This is a genomic window from Roseibium sp. MB-4 (assembly GCF_053005265.1).
The window spans coordinates 205,497-220,387 of the sequence record NZ_JBRKQB010000002.1 but is presented as its reverse complement, the minus strand read 5'-3'; the positions used below and the strand labels follow the sequence as shown (position 1 = coordinate 220,387).

Sequence of the window (14,891 nt, the reverse complement as noted above, 5' to 3'; positions counted from 1 at the left end):
ATCTACGCTAGGTATGCCCTGTGCAGATAAAGGAGTAGCCCGTGGAACTGCCTGATTTCATCAAGTCTTTCCCCGCTTTGGATGTGCCGTTTCCTGAGGACGTTGTCTCTTCTTACGCAGTCCAGTCGGACCGGGGATTGGTTGTTTTCTTTGATTTCAAGAAGGACATGGTCCTGCCGCCGCATTCTCATCTGGCGCAGTGGGGGACTGTGCTGTCCGGCGAGATCGAGTTCACCATCGGCGGGGAGACCCGGACCATAGGGCCCGGCGCGATTTATGATATTCCGGTAAATGTCGAGCATGGCGCTGTTATCAAGGCCGGAACCAAGGTGATTGATGTCTTTGAAGAGCCCTACCGGTATCCCTTGCGGGGGGAGTGAACCGCAGCACTTCTACTCCCAAGGCGCAAAGGTTTTTTCCGACGAGAGGTCGTTAAACCGGTCTTGCAGGGTGTTCATGAACTGAGTCCGGTCACCCGCCCAAGTGATTGGTTTACCGACAAAAATATCGCAGAAAAACGGTACCAGGAGGAACGAACCCTTTGGCAGCGCTTTGCCGAGGCCGTGGGTGAACACTGGAACGACAGGGGCGCTGGGCGCGCGTTCGGCGAGATAGGAAATGCCCTTTTTCAGGCCGGTCATTTCTTCCGGTTCGCCTCGGGAGCCCTCCGGAAACAGGATCAACACCTGGCCTTTGTCCAACGCCTGGTAACAGCCTTCCAACGGATCAGAGGTCCGGTTCGCGCCTTTGCGTTCGACCGGGATGATGCCGAGTACGTGTTCGGAAACCCAAGCCTTCCAGGGCGAGGAAAAGAAATAGTCGGCGGCGGCAACCGGTTTGATGTTCTTCAGCTTTGACAGCGGCATCAAGGCCATCAGCACCATCGTGTCGAGATGGCTGTTGTGGTTGGCAACGATGATTGCCGGCCCTTCAGAGGGCAGCAGGTCTTTTCGCCTGACATTCAGCCCGAGCAGAAACAGCACCGCGATCTTGACGAAGATATAAAAGACCTTCTGCAGCATTACCCCGGCCTAATAATAAAAATAGCGGGTGAAGTGGAAAAACAGCGGGGCGGTGAAGGTCAGGCTGTCGATCCTGTCGAGAATGCCGCCATGGCCGGGAATGAGGCTTCCGGTATCTTTCACGCCGAGATCGCGCTTGAGCGCGGAGACGGTGACATCGCCGATAAATCCGGCCACGGGGATCAAGAGCCCGGCGGCTGCTGCATGTGCAAGGCTGAAGGGCGTCACCAAAGGCGCGGTTACAATGGCGAGCACAAAGGTCGTGCCGACGCCGCCCAGGAACCCTTCCCAGGTTTTGTTCGGGCTGACGCCCGGTATGATTTTCTTTCGTCCGAACATTTTGCCCCAGGTGTACTGGGCAACGTCATTGAACTGGGTCAGGAACACCAGGAACAAAAGCAAGCCTGCACCGCCCGCCGAGCTGCCGTCGGTCGGCGGCAGGATCAAAAGGAAGGCCGCGTGGGAGATTGAAAACACGCAGAGCATCAGGCCCCAGTTGAGCGTGCCCACGGACTTCAGAAACCCTTCGGTCTGCTGGGAGAGCAAGCTGGCAAAGGGCAAAAACAGGAACATGTAGACCGGGATGAACACGGCAAACATCCCGTAGTAACTGTCATAGACCCAGAAATACTGAACCGGGATCGACAGATACGCCCAGAACAGCACGCGCCGGTCTGCGCGCCGGGTTGGGATCATCGAGAAATACTCTTTCAGCGCTAGAAAACTTATAAGGGCGAAAACGATGATCGAAATCGTGTTGGAGACGAGAAAGGCGACGGTGAAGATCGCTACCATCACCCACCAGCTTTGGGTGCGCTGAACGAGTTCTGAAAGATTTTTCTCCGAGCGTTTGGAGAGGATGTAAACGATGAGGCTAGCTGCGATCAGCAGCCCCCAGATGCCGATTAGGGCCCAGTGGATGGCGTGCAGGGTCATTGTGTCTCCAGTTCGACCAGGGCGTTCTTGGCGCGGTTCCAAATGGTGACGGCGGATAGAACAACGCCGAGACCCATCAGGATCGCAAAAAAGAGTTCCGCGGTCAGCCCAAAGGCCACCAGAACACCGCACAGGCCGAAGAGGGCGGCCCGGTCGCTTTTGCCGAACGGTCCGTCGTACCGCCGGCTTGCCCCGATCTGGACGGCGATGACACCGGTCATCTCGCCGATGATCGCTAGGACCACCAATCCGACAACCAGTTCGCCCGGAAAAAACGGCAGTGCGGCGAAGGGCAGGTAAAGAGCCGCATCGGACAGCACATCGCCGAGTTCATTCAGGATCGCGCCGAGATCCGATTTCTGGTCGTGTTCGCGGGCGAGCATGCCGTCAATAGCGTTTAGGCCCATCCGGACGAACAGGATTACGGGCAACAGAATGAGCGGCCAAAAGGCGCCGGGAAACGCCCAGAGCGCCAAACCCTCTGCGACCGACAGCGCGAGGGCCAACAGTGTCACCTGGTTCGCCGTCACACCAGCAGAGGCAAGCCTTTTACAGAGTGGACGGAGGAGATCCTGAAAGCGGGATTTGAGCTGATAAATGGTGGGCATGAGAACCAGCGCTTCGGAAAAGGATGGAGACACTATAACGGTAGTTGGGCGCGCGGTAACCTGTTCAGATCATTGAGTGCCAACTCACAACGCCAGCATGATGCGGACCGGATTTGCCGGATCAAGAAGCAGTTTGACGGCCATGGCGATGCACGAGCACACCAGGAGCGGGCGGATGATCTTCGAGCCGTTCTTCATGGCGAGTTTGGACCCGGCTTGTGCTCCGAGAAACTGACCCACTCCCATCAGCAGACCGATCTTCCAGAACACGGCTCCGCTCACCATGAACACGAGAAATCCGGCAAGGTTCGACGCAAAGTTCAGCACCTTCGTATGGGCCGTGGCTTTCAAGAGACCTGCGCCCATCAGGGCGACAAAGGCGAGCATGAAAAAGGATCCAGTGCCCGGGCCGAAGATGCCGTCGTAAAAACCGATTGCCGGGACAAGGGTCGCGCCGAAGGCAAAACTGGTCATCCGCGGCACCTGTTCGACCGCGCCGACATTGGGTTTCAGCGCGAAATAGACAGCAATCAGTATCAAAACGACGGGCAGGGCCGTCTGGAGCACATCTGTCGGCAGGATCGTGGCGACCAGTGCTCCACAGACCGCGCCAGCCGCTGAAAGTCCAGCCATCGGCAGGATGACTTTGTAATCAACAAGCCCTCGGCGGGAGTAGGCAAGGGTGGCGGACCCGGAGCCAAACAGCGCTTGCAGTTTGGCTGTTCCGAGTGTTTCCAGCGGGGGGAGCCCAGCCATGAGGAGGGCAGGGATGGCGATCAATCCGCCACCGCCTGCAATGGAATCAATAAACCCGGCAATGAAAGCGGCCACGAACAATAGCAGCAGAATATCAAACGCAACTTCGGCCAAATTGGACCCGATCTTTGGAAACTGGCGCGGACGGACAGAATCTGGCTGGTCGGACGCGATGGGAAGGTGGGGTCCTCTTAGTCCCGTTTTGTTATGATTACCAGCTCACTTGGCTGCCAAGACACCGGCGAGCAGGGTCTTTGTTGCTGTTTCGTAAGCTGAACGGTCTGCGCCATTCGCAATTTCCAGCGCGGCTCGGTCAAAAGAAGCGGACAACAATTCTGCGAGCGGCTCCAGGGGAACGTTCTTCAAATACCCATGCGCCGCACTGTGCTGCAATCCTTCAAGCAGGGTTGCCCCACCGGTTGTCCGGTCGATCTCGGCCATTTCTTCCAGGCCGAGCACCGTTGGGCCTTCAAGCAGCAGGATCTTTGCCCGTCCAGGCACTGACAGCGCGGAAAAGTAGGCATTGGCTCCCGCCATGAAGGCATCGAGTGGAGACTGGCTTGTGTTGGTGTCAGAAGCAATCTCGGCTGCGACTGCCTCGGCTTCCTGCTGCACCAGGGCGCGCATCAGGTCCGGTTTGTCCTCAAAATGATGATAGAGCGCGCCGCGCGTCACGTTGGCGCGTTTGACGATCTCCGGTGTCCCGGTTTCCGCATACCCCTTTTCAACAATGAGTGCGCGGGCAGCGTCCAGAAGTGCTTTCCGGGTTTCAGCACGGCGCTCGGCCTGGGATCGGCGCGGTTTTTCATCTTGCATACATGCAGCCTGTATGTTAATTGAAATTCACATACATACTGTATGTTTATTTGTTGTGGCTGAAAAGCCCCATCAGCTCAGTTGGGTTGATGACCGTTTTTGATTGCAGGAGACACGTGATGAAATGCACCCAGTATTACCCTGTCCTTATGACCAAGGATGTGACCAAGACTGCCCGGTTTTATCAAGATCACTTCCGGTTCAAGGCTGTGTTCGAGGCGGACTGGTATGTGCATCTGCAGTCGGTAGAGGATGAAGCCGTAAACCTCGCCATTCTCGATCAGGACCATGAAACCATCCCGGAAATTCGCCGGGGGCAGGGCACGGGGGCGATGCTGTTGAACTTCGAGGTGGAGGATGTCGATCAGATCTATGAAGGCGCCAAGGACGCCGGATTGCCCATCCTGCAGGCGCTGAAGGACGAACCCTTCGGTCAGCGGCATTTCATCACCGAAGACCCGAACGGCGTCATGATCGATGTGATCAAGCCAATCCCTCCGAGCCCGGAGTTCCTGAAACAATTCGCGCCAGAGGCCGTGCCTGCCTGAACCCTAAGTTTGGTAGCCCGCCCGAACGGCATCCCATAAGGGTTGGTTCAACCTGAGGCGGAATTGCCGAGGACGAGCGATTCCACCGAACAGATGCGGTCTTGTTCCAGTGCGAACAGGATCGCTTCTACGACATGCCGGGCGGTCATTGTTTTGCCTGTGCCTGGGGAGGGCCGTTCGAACCAGGCTGGGCTCTTATATTCCAGATCGCTTTTAAAATCGGGCGGAAAGACGGACATCACCCGAATATGGGGATGTGTTTGGCGCAGCCGATTCATGAAGGCGGTCTGGGCGCTCTTGGTGGCATGGTAGGCAGCATTGGGTTCCGATTGGCCATCCAATGCCAAACCCGACTTTGAAACAATGGTCAGGATGTCAGGCTCTTCTGACATTTCCAACAGCGCAAGGCAGTGTTTGGTCAGGAGGATTGTTCCGGTCACCGTAGAATTTACGGCGGCGATCAAATGATCGTCGTCTGTCGCTTCAAAAGATCCGGACAGCCACATGGCCGCACTGTTGATCAGGATGTCTATCTTGGGCCTCGCTGTCTTCAGAGCCAAGACAAACTGACAGATGCTGTCCGGATCGGCGATGTCGCAGCTGTAGGCAGCGGCAGATGAGCCGGTGACATCTTTGATAAAGCGGCACGTTTCTTCGGCCTGTGACTTGTCCCGTGCGGACAGATGAACATCTGCGCCACGGTCCGCCAAGGCTGCAGCGAGTGCCCGGCCGGTTGATCGGCCCGCACCGGTGATAACCACTGTCTTGCCATCTAGCGTGCCCATGTTTCTTCTGCTCCTTCGCCTGTCACTGCAACCATCAATTCCAGGCGACAGGTAGGTATGCAGCAGCATTAAACAAGAAAATACTTTTTATATTTTGAAGGTGCGCGAATAGGCGTGGGAAAACACGGCGTCAAATTGATGTGGTTAAGACGCGACCGGCGGGCAGGAACTGCTCTGTTCGGCACGGCTCTTCAGGCCTTGCAGGCTTTGCATGGTGTTCGGATTGCCCGGCAGAACGAAGCTCTGTTCCAGCGCCGTGCGGACGTTGTTGATCACGGCAAGATCCTGAACAACGAGCGTCTCACACGGGGTGCCTGTGAAGCGAAGCCGGATGCGGATAACCCGGTTTCCGTTGTCTGAGGGTCCAAACTGGCTGTCCAGTGCCGGGTTCTCGCCGGTGAGCTGGCGCTCCATGACGACCATATTCGGCTCGTCCTGGATCACAATGGTGCCGCGTTCCTGGGCGCTGGAAACCAGCGCTGAGCGAACGGTCATCGGGTCGGCGGCGACTTTAACGCTTTGCGCGCCCTGCGGCACGGTCAGCTGCGGCTGGTTTCCAAGGGACGCTTGTTCGGTGTTGCTGGACTGGCACGCTGCAAGTGTGAGTGCACAAAGGCCTGCAAGAATGAGATGCCGCATGAGATCGCCTGAGCTTGTATGAATGTCTCGATCGGTTCGGTCTAAAACAGGTTTTTCGCCAGTGCAAGGAAGCTGCCGTATCGTAAGGGCCGGTTTCTGCACCAGTGTCACAAATATGACCCTAGAACGTATCTCCGGTCTTGAAGCCACCGCCGCCGAATCCGCCGCCGGTCTTCAAGCCGCCGCCACCAAACCCGTCATTGCCGCCCGGCATACCGGCTCCCGGCCCGCCGAACCCGCCGGGACCTGGAATGCCGCCGAAGCCGCCCATGGAGCGGGGAAGGCCTTTGCCTTTTGGAAATGCCACCCGGCGGCCTTTGGGACGGCGGCGCTTGTGGGACCGTTGTGCCCTATCCCAATACTCAGCGCCGGAAATCGCGCCCTTTACGAGTTCGCCCAAGAGGACAGTTGTCAGCCGATCATCTGAAAACGTTGTTTCCCAGCTGCCATACCCGTTGGAGCGGAACCGTTTGACGACATCTGCGAGCTCGGCCCGGCGGCGGCCGATATCGCGCTGCAGTTCCCGGTCCTGACGGACCTCCCGGGCGACCTGCTCAATGCGGTCCTTGAAGTCTTCAATGCGTTGGACAATTTTTTCGTCTTCCGGAGACGGCGTTTCGATGGCCGCCCGCCACAGATCATTGAGGGCATCCATCTGCAGCGAAGACGCGAGGTGTTCTTCCGCCTTCTGGAAATCGTTGTCTTCACCGCTGGCGAACTCTGCCAGGGCGCTGGCGAGGGTCTCGATCCGCCGGTCCAGTTGATCCAGCTCGCCATCGATGCCGTCAATCTCGCCGCTCAGCGTTTCAATGCTTCCGACAAGATCCGTGCCTGCGGCATCAGTCATGGCGTTGCGGCTGAGCTCTGCCAGTTTCGCCTGTTCCTGGTCTGCGATCTCGGCGCAGCGTGCGGCATGTTTTGCCATGCGCTCGGGGATCCCGGTAAGCATCGCGTAGTTGGCTCTGGCGTCATTATACCCGATCAACCCGGCAACCCAACGGTCCATAGATCGGGTCAAACCGCGTTTGTCATAAGAGGGTGTCGCAAAGCCCCGGTCCCAGAGGTAGAGAAACAGCGGATCAGCCTCGTAGGCTTTCCCTTTTTCGAGCCGGTCAGCCTCAGACGTTTCCGCCTTTGCGGCTGCCGCAGCTGCCGTCTCCTCAGCGCGCTCGACGGCAGACTTCTGGCGTTGAAATGCGTCATCGCCCTCCAGACGCGTGTCGACCGCCTCCAGAAGGTCGTCCATTTGGTTTTCAGCGGTATCCCGATCCGCATCCAGCTGCTGGCGGCGGGCATGAAGCGTGCTGCGTTCGCTCTCGCACTGCCGCAGTTGGTCGCTCAGGACCTTGTAGTCTGCCGTGCGTTTTTCCAAAAGCCGCCGGGCTTCCCGCGCGGCGCTGTCCAGGCGGGTGTTGAGAGCGCCGGCCGCATCATTGTCCAGATGAAAGCGGGCAAGGTCCCTATAGGCTTCGGTCTGCCGCTCCTGCAGGTCGGTCAGCCCGCGGGTCGCGCGTTCGATCCGTTGGCTGAGCTCTGCCTCTTCGCGGCGGAGATCGCTGAGCGCCTGTTCAATGGTTCCAAGGGTCTGCCGGCCTGTCAGCATTGTCTGTTCCGCATGTCAGGAAATTGGCAAAGCAGTCTTACCATTCGGTGATCGCTCCGTTTTGGACGCCGCTGCGCCAGGTGATGTCCAGCTCACCGCGCTGCTTTTGGCCCAAGGTTCCTTTTTGGACGATGCCGTCATCGACCTTGTCGCGCCGGACTGCAGTGTAGATGGTATCCGATACCCGCTGTGCCCACTTGTTGACCCGAACCGTCTGGCCGTTTTCTTCCGAGACGATGTCGCGCTCCAAGATGTTGCCGTCCGGATCGACCGCTTCAACCACGATATAGTGATTTTCCGCATCCTGATTGGCGTCAGGGATCCGGGTAATGCCGGTTGGTACGCCTTCCCTTGAAATGATCTGAACGTCAAAGACTTCGGCAAGGCGGCTGGCCAAATTCCTGAGGTCAGCCTCCGCCTTGAAGGCCGCATCGGTCTTGCCGTCTGCAAGCGCGATGGTTCCATCGTCCACAAGGCGCTGGGCATCGGCCTCGATATCGGTGTTTCCGGTCAGGTCATCGATGCGTTGAAACAGTTCGGAATAGGTTTGCGGCATGTTTTCAAGCCGCTCAGCAAGGGCAGCTTCGGACCGCTGTGCCGGCAGCGTCACCAGCATGTACCATGCCGTCGTCGCGACAATCAGGACAACGGCCAGTCCGGCAAGCCACTTGGACCAGATCGAGCGGGTGATGTAGACCATGGCCAGCGTGCGCTGAAAGCCAGCGGCCGGCGGACTGTAGACGAACCGGTCCCGCTTGAGGTCTTCAACACCGGCTTTCAGAATATGGTCGGGGACATCGATACCTTGCGCGGCATAGACCTTGCGCAGCCGCTCCACCATGGCGGCATCGCGTTCGTCGGCTTTCAGTTCGCGCGCGACCTGGCCTTCTTCGTGGCGGAGCGTGTCCACCACGTCCATCGCCATCATCAGATCATCGAGCGGCGTGTCGGGCTGTGCAGCCATGGACTTGGGTCTTCCCAAATTGCCGGAGCCGGGCATACCCGGCTCCCAGTAGATCTTAGTCCGAAGTTAGAGCCCTTGGCCTTCGGCCGTCAACTTGGCAAGGCGGCGCTTGCCGTCCTCAACTGCGTTGCGGATCTCTTCGGAGTTCTTGGTCGACATATCCCGCATTTCTGAAATGATTTCACGGGACTGGACCTGAAAGTTCACAACAGAATCAACGAGTTTCTTGACTGAGGCCGCCGCAACAGTTGGACCATAACCGGCTTTGAGTGCCTCTTTTTGGACCGCATCACCAATTTCCGCCAGCGTCTCCAGGCTCTTGTTGATGCCGTCCTTCATGGCGTTGAGCGTTTCGGTGGACTCATGTAGGCCTTGCAGTCCGGTGAAGGAAGCGTTGAGTGCAGTCAGAACAGATTCATTGGTTGAGAAGAAGCTGACCGACTGGGCGTACACCCGCTCCTTGGCGTTGGTGGTCTGGACGAGCCGCGCCATGATCACTTCGGACGTATTGTAGCCGACGGTCAGGTTGTCTGAGAGATCCTTGGCGATCTGGTACCGCTTTTCCTCGTCCTGCATCTCGCGCAGACGTTCGTCGCGGGCAAGCTCAAGACGGGCCTTTTGGGCCGCATCATCGCCAGTATAAGCCTCAACTTCTGCCGAGGCTCCTTCAAGTGCTGACTTTGCTGCATCAAGTTTGGCGGTGGCCATGTTCAGCAGCTCGAGCGCCGTGACTTCAGCTTGTTTCAGGGCGCCCCGGAAATCCCGGTAGGCCTCCAGGATTGTCTGTTCCCGTTCAATCTGGTCCTTCGTCGCCTTGGCAACATCCTTGTACGTGGTGCGGATGTCGGTGAAGCGGTCGGAAATAGTGCCGCGGCGCATATCCCGCCACTTGTTTGAGAGATTCTCGGTGAAGGAGATCTTGCCGTCTGCGAGCTGGTCGACCAAAGTTTTGGCGTCGTCCCGGATCGAATTGAACGCGTCGGTGATTTCTTCATACCGCTCACCAATGTCCATCTGCTGGACCTGATTGCGGACCACTTCATTGAAGTTCGAAGCCTGGCCCAGCGTGCGGGAAATGATCAGCACCTTGTCCGGAGACAGATCCGAAATCTGTTCCAAAAGGGCGTTGATCGGCGCGTCCGCTTCTGTTTCCGGCGTGATGCCGATGTCGCGCAGCGTTGTCAAAGCGCGGTCGAGGTATTGAAGGGGCGAAAATCCACCGGCCGGAGCTGGGGTTTGAACAGCTGTTCCTTGGGAGTTTTCTTCAACCATTTAAAACACCTCGATACCTGTTTGCTTATGTTTAGCCGCACCAGTTTTGCGCGGTCTGAATGACTACAGCGCTTCACATAGGACTGCCAACGGGCATGTTGTCAATGAAAACCCATCCCGTTAGGTCACTTAGCCTTACAGCCATGAGATGACAGTCTTTTTGCATTACGGGTCAGCCCTGCTTGGCTTTTGAGCGGACCTTGGACATAAGATCATCGGCGCCGCAATACGAGGGTCATCGTGAGTGTTTCGGATGCATACCGGCCGGGCTCGGCTCGGTAAAGTTCTTCGAAGCGCTTGAAAAACGTTGCAGTCAAGGCATCCGCCTCATCAACGGTTTTGGCCGATTTTTCAAACAGGTGCAGGCGGAGGGAGGATTCTCCAAAGCCTCTGACATACCCGGTGTAGAGCTCAGCGTATTTTTCAGGGTCCGCCAGCCAGTCTTGATAAGCGTCCTGCGGGTTGGTTGCAGCGTCGGTGACGGAGGCCTCAATCACTTCGAACGCAGCTTCCAGATCCTCGTTTTGAATGAGCGGACCAACTGCGTCGCTGACAGAGGGAAACCAGAGCGGAAATATGAACCGGTCAAGAGCCTCTTCGGATAATAGCCCATCGGTGACCATCGTCGCGGCGACCTTGTGAATGGCCCGGTAAAGGTGGCGGGCTGATCCGCGGATGCCATTGATCTCTTCAAGGTCCGGAGTACTTCCAAGGGTTGAGACAATCAGATAGCCGCCGGGTGCAAGTTCGATTGCTCGGCTTCTCAAGAATGTGGTCCAGTCGGATCTTGCGAGATCTTCGTAGGCGGCCCGGGCCTCGCCCTCAAGGTCGGCATACCAGACCGTGCCGGGCGAAGAGATCAGCAGGGGGCGCGACAGCCAATGGCTGGCCACAAAACAGGTCGCCAACGAGACCGAATCCGGGGCTGCCATGACGTCATAAAAGGACCCGATCGAGGCCTCTGTCCGGATATTTTTGTCTTGTAGATATCCGGCCTCTGAGAATACGAGACCAAACAAGCCGTTCCAGTCATTGTGTGGTTGATCGCCGTGGCAGATGGCGATGCGGCCGTTTGGAGAAAGGGGACGGTAGGCCGCGATAGAAGGTTTGACTGCCTCTATTGCCGTATGACCCGGGCCGCAGCCGAGATCGAGATGCCGGAACTCCGTTTTCTGCGGACCGATGTCCCGAACAGCTCTTTCTATCCAGTCTGCTCTACTTTTGACCAGATTGCTCTGCATGTAGGAGTTCCGGTCATAATCTACCATATGCTCGGTCGCGGTGTCTGGGCCGGTCTTCTCATCTGTCATGCCATTGCCTTTCGTGAAAAATGGCAGATGAAACTAGGAAAGACCGATCCCTACCGTCTCCGCAAGGGGCAACAACGAACCAGATTGAAAGCAACAGTGGGCGATAGCCGGTTACGTGCGGCTTTCTATTGACTGGTCACCAAAGGCGGTCAGTGTGAAAACGATGCAAAGCAGTTTGTCAGGCGGCAGTCATTGATGCGTTTTATCCAGCTTCTGGGCACACTTTTGATCTTTTGGGCAGCGGCTGCGCTGCCCATTGCACCCGCTTCAGCGCAAAATGGTGATGCCGAACAAACCGATGCATTGGGGTTGCCGTCTTCGGCGGAAGAGCTTTTTGCCCGGGCAACTCATGCGCTTGAGCAAGGGACGGTCTCAATCCGGACGTTGGAGTTGTTGCGCAGCCAGTTGGTCTCGGTTCGGGACCGCAATGCTGCCATCGTCAATCTCGGAAGCATTGAGGCGGATGCCTTGCAGGCCCAGCTTGATGCTCTCGGGCCCGTTCCCCCGAGCGGCCAAAAGGAAGCCGATGATATTGCGGCGCGCCGCGCCGAGCTGACTAATGCTGTCGCAGATGCCAACGCGCCGGTCATTCAGGCAAAAGAAATTCAATTCCGGGCCGCTGCTCTGATCCACGCCATTGATCGCCATATACGCTCCAAAACCCTCGACCAGCTTACCCAGCGGTTTCCATCTCCCGTCTTTCCTTCGACTTGGAGTTCGGCGGCTGCCGAAATTCAGCAGTACCAGCAACGCCTTGAGCGGGACATTCAGAACCAGCTGGCTCGGCCGAGTGTTTCCAAATCTCTCGAACAGACGGTCCCGATTTCAATCGCACTTGTGGTGTTTGGCCTGCTCTTCTTGTTCTGGCTCCGGTTTCCGATCCATCGCTTTCTTCTGAGATTTAGCTTGCAGCAGGAAGGGGGCTTTCGGGTCATCCTGGCGGCGGTATTCTACAATCTGAGTTATCTCATTTTGCCCGCAATCGGCCTGATCTCCTTCCTGGCCGTCATCCGGATCCTTGATATTCAACCCAATGCGGCCCGAACTGCACTGATCGCAGCGCCTGCATCTGCATTGGCGGTTGTGCTCGCCATGTGGCTCGGACACACACTGTTCGCGCCGGAGCAAACCCGATGGCGTCTTTTGGATCTTGAAGAGCGAAGCGCGAAACGCGGGCTGTGGTTCTGCTTGGGCCTCGGTATTTTCCTGATGCTGGAAATCACTCTGGAAGCGCTGCAGAGGGACAATGCGTTTGGCGAAGCTGCGCTGTCGGTAATCTCGTTGCCCCTGATCGCAGCGGCCTCCATTTTTCTTTGGTCACTCGCTGGGGTTTTGAGACCGAACACGCCCGCCGCGGATGCTGGTCAGCCTGAAGCAGAAGACCCGGATGAGGAGGATGAAGCCGGGGTGGAAGAAGCCTCAGTCAATCCGCGGGACTCCGGTTTTCTGTTTTCAATGTCCGTGCTGATGAAGGCATCCGCTGTGATTGCCTTCATTTTGACCCTGGCCGGATATGTCTTGATGGCCCGGGCGGCAATTATCCCGATGATCGTGACACTCGCTCAACTCGGGCTTGGGTTCATGTTCTATCACCTCGCGCTTGCCTTGGTGCGGACGGCGACAAAAAGGGATGCAACGGAGCCGGTTCCCATCCTCATTTCGCTCGGCTTGATTATCGCTCTGGTCATTGTGTTTGCTCCGCTGATCGCCATGACTTGGGGCGCGCGGCCAACCGATATTGCAGATGCCTGGCGGTTGTTTATGGGGGGCGTCCAGCTGGGTGACATCCGGCTGTCGCTCGACACGCTGCTGATCTTGATCGTGGTCTTCGGCGCTGGGGTTTTGGTCACGCGCTGGCTGAAACGACTATTGCGGACGTCGGTTCTTCCGCAAACGCGTATGGATATCGGTGCGCAGACAGCCATCGTCACTGGAACCGGGTATGTCGGCTTGACGCTGGCGGCGTTGATTGCGGTCTCCACAGCTGGTCTCAATCTCTCCAGCCTCGCAGTGGTCGCTGGTGCGCTATCCGTCGGTATCGGTTTTGGCCTCCAGACAATCGTTTCCAACTTTGTCTCCGGCATCATTTTGCTGGTCGAACGCCCGATCAAGGAAGGTGATTGGATCGAAGTCTCGGGACAGTCGGGTTACGTTAGGAAAATCTCGGTGCGGTCGACGCGGATCGAAACGTTTGATCGTCATGATGTCATAATTCCGAACTCGGATCTGATTGCCGGCACGGTGCGCAACATGACGCTGAGCAACAAGACTGGCCGTCTGATCTTGCCGATCAGGGTCGCTTACGGGAGCGATCTGGAGAAAGTGAAGGAAATCCTGATTAATGCTGCGCGGGCGCATTACACGATTGCGCGCTATCCGTATCCGTTCGTCCTGTTCATCGGGATGGGAGATAGTGCGCTCAATCTGGAATTGCGCTGTTACTTGAAGGATGTAAACAACATCCTGACCACCCAGTCGTACCTTTACTTCACGATCTACAACGAGCTTGGAAAAGCGGGCATCGAAATCCCGTTCCCGCAACAGGATATTCATTTCAAGGATATGGAAAAGCTGATTTCAGCCTTGGAAAAACGGGAAGAGGCCAATGAAGCACCGGCCTCTTCGTAAAGCCTGATCAGACCATTCCGGCGGCAATTCTTGCAGCGAGACGCGCATTGTTGCGCACCAACGCGATGTTGGTGTCGAGGCTGCGGCCATCGGTGAGTTCAAGGATGTTGCCGAGGACGAACGGTGTGACGTCCTTGCCGGTCACATTCTGCTCAGCTGCTGTCTTGATGGCCGCGTCGATGAAACCTGACATTTCATCGCGGGGAATTTCATCTGTCTCCGGAACCGGGTTGGTGATCAGAACACCGCCATGATCTGCAAAGTTTTCCCGCACTTTCAAAAGCGCACCGATCTCGTTTGGCGTATCAAGACGGTAGGGAGCGTTGAGGCCGCTTTCGCGGGACCAGAAGGCCGGCAATTCGTCAGTCCCGTAGGCAACGACCGGAACGCCTTTTGTTTCCAGAACCTCAAGGGTTTTCGGAATGTCCAAAAGCGCTTTGGCGCCAGCACATACGACACAGACTGGCGTGCGTGCGAGTTCATCGAGGTCCGCCGAGATATCGAAGCTTTGCTCTGCGCCTTTGTGCACACCGCCGATCCCACCGGTTGCGAAGACTTTGATGCCAGCTGCGTGCGCCGCCATCATCGTCGCGGCCACCGTTGTTGCGCCGTAGCGTCCAGTGGCAAGTGCAAAAGTGAGATCCGCCCGTGAGCACTTCATGACATCTTCGGCCTGGGCAAGCCGGTAGAGATCCGCATCGGACAGGCCCACATGGATCTTTCCGTCCATGATGGCAATCGTTGCCGGAACAGCACCGTTTTCCCGAATATCAGCTTCGACCTGCCGGGCTGTTTCCACGTTCCGCGGAAACGGCATGCCGTGAGTGATGATGGTCGATTCCAGCGCAACGAGCGGCTTGTTGGCGGCGAGCGCATCACGGACTTCGTCGCTGTAGACGATCAGGCTTTTCAAAGCGGCGGGTTGGGCGGTTTGTGTCACAAGCAAAAGCCTTTTAAATGTGTGGCAAGTCGGCCGGAGCCGTGAGAATTTTGCGCCTTATAGA

At 57.2% G+C, this 14,891-nt stretch carries 15 protein-coding genes; 3 read left to right on the top strand and 12 right to left on the bottom strand.

Annotated elements, in window-relative coordinates; genetic code table 11:
- Positions 1-41: 41 nt before the first annotated feature.
- Entirely contained in the window at positions 42-380 is a 339-nt protein-coding gene (locus tag ACVDG4_RS12120; RefSeq protein ID WP_447235265.1) for a cupin domain-containing protein, read from the top strand.
- A gap of 12 nt (positions 381-392) precedes the next feature.
- On the opposite strand, the gene ACVDG4_RS12115 is transcribed toward ACVDG4_RS12120, so the two are convergent.
- From ACVDG4_RS12115 to ACVDG4_RS12095, 5 genes are all read right to left on the bottom strand, one after another.
- Positions 393-1,022, bottom strand: a complete 630-nt coding sequence (locus ACVDG4_RS12115) for a lysophospholipid acyltransferase family protein (protein WP_447235264.1) — start codon at positions 1,020-1,022, stop codon at positions 393-395.
- Positions 1,023-1,031: 9 nt separating this feature from the next.
- The gene (locus ACVDG4_RS12110; RefSeq protein WP_447235263.1) at positions 1,032-1,958 is read right to left on the bottom strand and encodes a phosphatidate cytidylyltransferase; all 927 of its coding nucleotides are present in this window, start codon (positions 1,956-1,958) and stop codon (positions 1,032-1,034) included.
- The gene (locus ACVDG4_RS12105; protein WP_447235262.1) at positions 1,955-2,566 is read right to left on the bottom strand and encodes a CDP-alcohol phosphatidyltransferase family protein; all 612 of its coding nucleotides are present in this window, start codon (positions 2,564-2,566) and stop codon (positions 1,955-1,957) included. The genes ACVDG4_RS12110 and ACVDG4_RS12105 overlap by 4 nt, the downstream gene beginning before the upstream one ends.
- Positions 2,567-2,650: 84 nt before the next feature.
- A complete protein-coding gene (locus tag ACVDG4_RS12100) occupies positions 2,651-3,436 on the bottom strand; it encodes a TSUP family transporter (RefSeq protein ID WP_447235261.1) in 786 nt (261 codons plus the stop codon).
- 105 nt (positions 3,437-3,541) lie between these two features.
- Complete coding sequence (locus tag ACVDG4_RS12095) at positions 3,542-4,138, bottom strand: TetR/AcrR family transcriptional regulator (RefSeq protein ID WP_306150129.1); 597 nt, start codon at positions 4,136-4,138, stop codon at positions 3,542-3,544.
- A gap of 119 nt (positions 4,139-4,257) precedes the next feature.
- On the opposite strand from ACVDG4_RS12095, the gene ACVDG4_RS12090 reads away from it, so the two are divergent.
- A complete protein-coding gene (locus ACVDG4_RS12090) occupies positions 4,258-4,686 on the top strand; it encodes a VOC family protein (protein ID WP_447235260.1) in 429 nt (142 codons plus the stop codon).
- 47 nt (positions 4,687-4,733) lie between these two features.
- Here the strand turns inward: ACVDG4_RS12090 and ACVDG4_RS12085 are convergent, their stop codons facing one another.
- The 6 genes from ACVDG4_RS12085 to ACVDG4_RS12060 all read right to left on the bottom strand — a co-directional run bounded on the left by ACVDG4_RS12085 (position 4,734) and on the right by ACVDG4_RS12060 (position 11,259).
- Entirely contained in the window at positions 4,734-5,471 is a 738-nt protein-coding gene (locus tag ACVDG4_RS12085) for an SDR family NAD(P)-dependent oxidoreductase (protein ID WP_447235259.1), read from the bottom strand.
- 144 nt (positions 5,472-5,615) lie between these two features.
- Positions 5,616-6,110, bottom strand: coding sequence for a hypothetical protein (locus ACVDG4_RS12080; RefSeq protein ID WP_447235258.1), 495 nt, complete (start codon positions 6,108-6,110; stop codon positions 5,616-5,618).
- A gap of 121 nt (positions 6,111-6,231) precedes the next feature.
- Positions 6,232-7,713, bottom strand: coding sequence for a coiled-coil domain-containing protein (locus tag ACVDG4_RS12075; protein WP_447235257.1), 1,482 nt, complete (start codon positions 7,711-7,713; stop codon positions 6,232-6,234).
- Between the two features lie 37 nt (positions 7,714-7,750).
- Positions 7,751-8,677 carry a DUF6384 family protein gene (locus tag ACVDG4_RS12070; RefSeq protein ID WP_447235256.1) on the bottom strand — a complete coding sequence of 309 codons (927 nt, stop codon included), beginning with the start codon at positions 8,675-8,677 and terminating at the stop codon, positions 7,751-7,753.
- A 66-nt stretch (positions 8,678-8,743) separates the two neighbouring features.
- Positions 8,744-9,949 (bottom strand): RLV_5639 family protein, encoded by a 1,206-nt coding sequence (locus ACVDG4_RS12065; protein WP_447235255.1) that lies wholly within the window; start codon positions 9,947-9,949, stop codon positions 8,744-8,746.
- A 212-nt stretch (positions 9,950-10,161) separates the two neighbouring features.
- Complete coding sequence (locus ACVDG4_RS12060) at positions 10,162-11,259, bottom strand: class I SAM-dependent methyltransferase (protein WP_447235254.1); 1,098 nt, start codon at positions 11,257-11,259, stop codon at positions 10,162-10,164.
- A gap of 195 nt (positions 11,260-11,454) precedes the next feature.
- Between ACVDG4_RS12060 and ACVDG4_RS12055 the strand changes: the two genes are divergently transcribed.
- Positions 11,455-13,887, top strand: a complete 2,433-nt coding sequence (locus tag ACVDG4_RS12055) for a DUF3772 domain-containing protein (RefSeq protein ID WP_447235253.1) — start codon at positions 11,455-11,457, stop codon at positions 13,885-13,887.
- 7 nt (positions 13,888-13,894) lie between these two features.
- Here the strand turns inward: ACVDG4_RS12055 and ACVDG4_RS12050 are convergent, their stop codons facing one another.
- Complete coding sequence (locus tag ACVDG4_RS12050; protein WP_447235252.1) at positions 13,895-14,833, bottom strand: pseudouridine-5'-phosphate glycosidase; 939 nt, start codon at positions 14,831-14,833, stop codon at positions 13,895-13,897.
- Positions 14,834-14,891 lie beyond the last annotated feature (58 nt).

Bases quoted from the DNA above. Each gene is read 5' to 3' on its own strand.
- ACVDG4_RS12115 (WP_447235264.1), bottom strand. From the start codon at position 1,022: ATGCTGCAGAAGGTCTTTTATATCTTCGTCAAGATCGCGGTGCTGTTT.
- ACVDG4_RS12110 (WP_447235263.1), bottom strand. From the start codon at position 1,958: ATGACCCTGCACGCCATCCACTGGGCCCTAATCGGCATCTGGGGGCTG.
- ACVDG4_RS12105 (WP_447235262.1), bottom strand. From the start codon at position 2,566: ATGCCCACCATTTATCAGCTCAAATCCCGCTTTCAGGATCTCCTCCGT.
- ACVDG4_RS12095 (WP_306150129.1), bottom strand. From the start codon at position 4,138: ATGCAAGATGAAAAACCGCGCCGATCCCAGGCCGAGCGCCGTGCTGAA.
- ACVDG4_RS12090 (WP_447235260.1), top strand. From the start codon at position 4,258: ATGAAATGCACCCAGTATTACCCTGTCCTTATGACCAAGGATGTGACC.
- ACVDG4_RS12085 (WP_447235259.1), bottom strand. From the start codon at position 5,471: ATGGGCACGCTAGATGGCAAGACAGTGGTTATCACCGGTGCGGGCCGA.
- ACVDG4_RS12080 (WP_447235258.1), bottom strand. From the start codon at position 6,110: ATGCGGCATCTCATTCTTGCAGGCCTTTGTGCACTCACACTTGCAGCG.
- ACVDG4_RS12075 (WP_447235257.1), bottom strand. From the start codon at position 7,713: ATGCTGACAGGCCGGCAGACCCTTGGAACCATTGAACAGGCGCTCAGC.
- ACVDG4_RS12070 (WP_447235256.1), bottom strand. From the start codon at position 8,677: ATGGCTGCACAGCCCGACACGCCGCTCGATGATCTGATGATGGCGATG.
- ACVDG4_RS12065 (WP_447235255.1), bottom strand. From the start codon at position 9,949: ATGGTTGAAGAAAACTCCCAAGGAACAGCTGTTCAAACCCCAGCTCCG.
- ACVDG4_RS12060 (WP_447235254.1), bottom strand. From the start codon at position 11,259: ATGACAGATGAGAAGACCGGCCCAGACACCGCGACCGAGCATATGGTA.
- ACVDG4_RS12055 (WP_447235253.1), top strand. From the start codon at position 11,455: ATGCGTTTTATCCAGCTTCTGGGCACACTTTTGATCTTTTGGGCAGCG.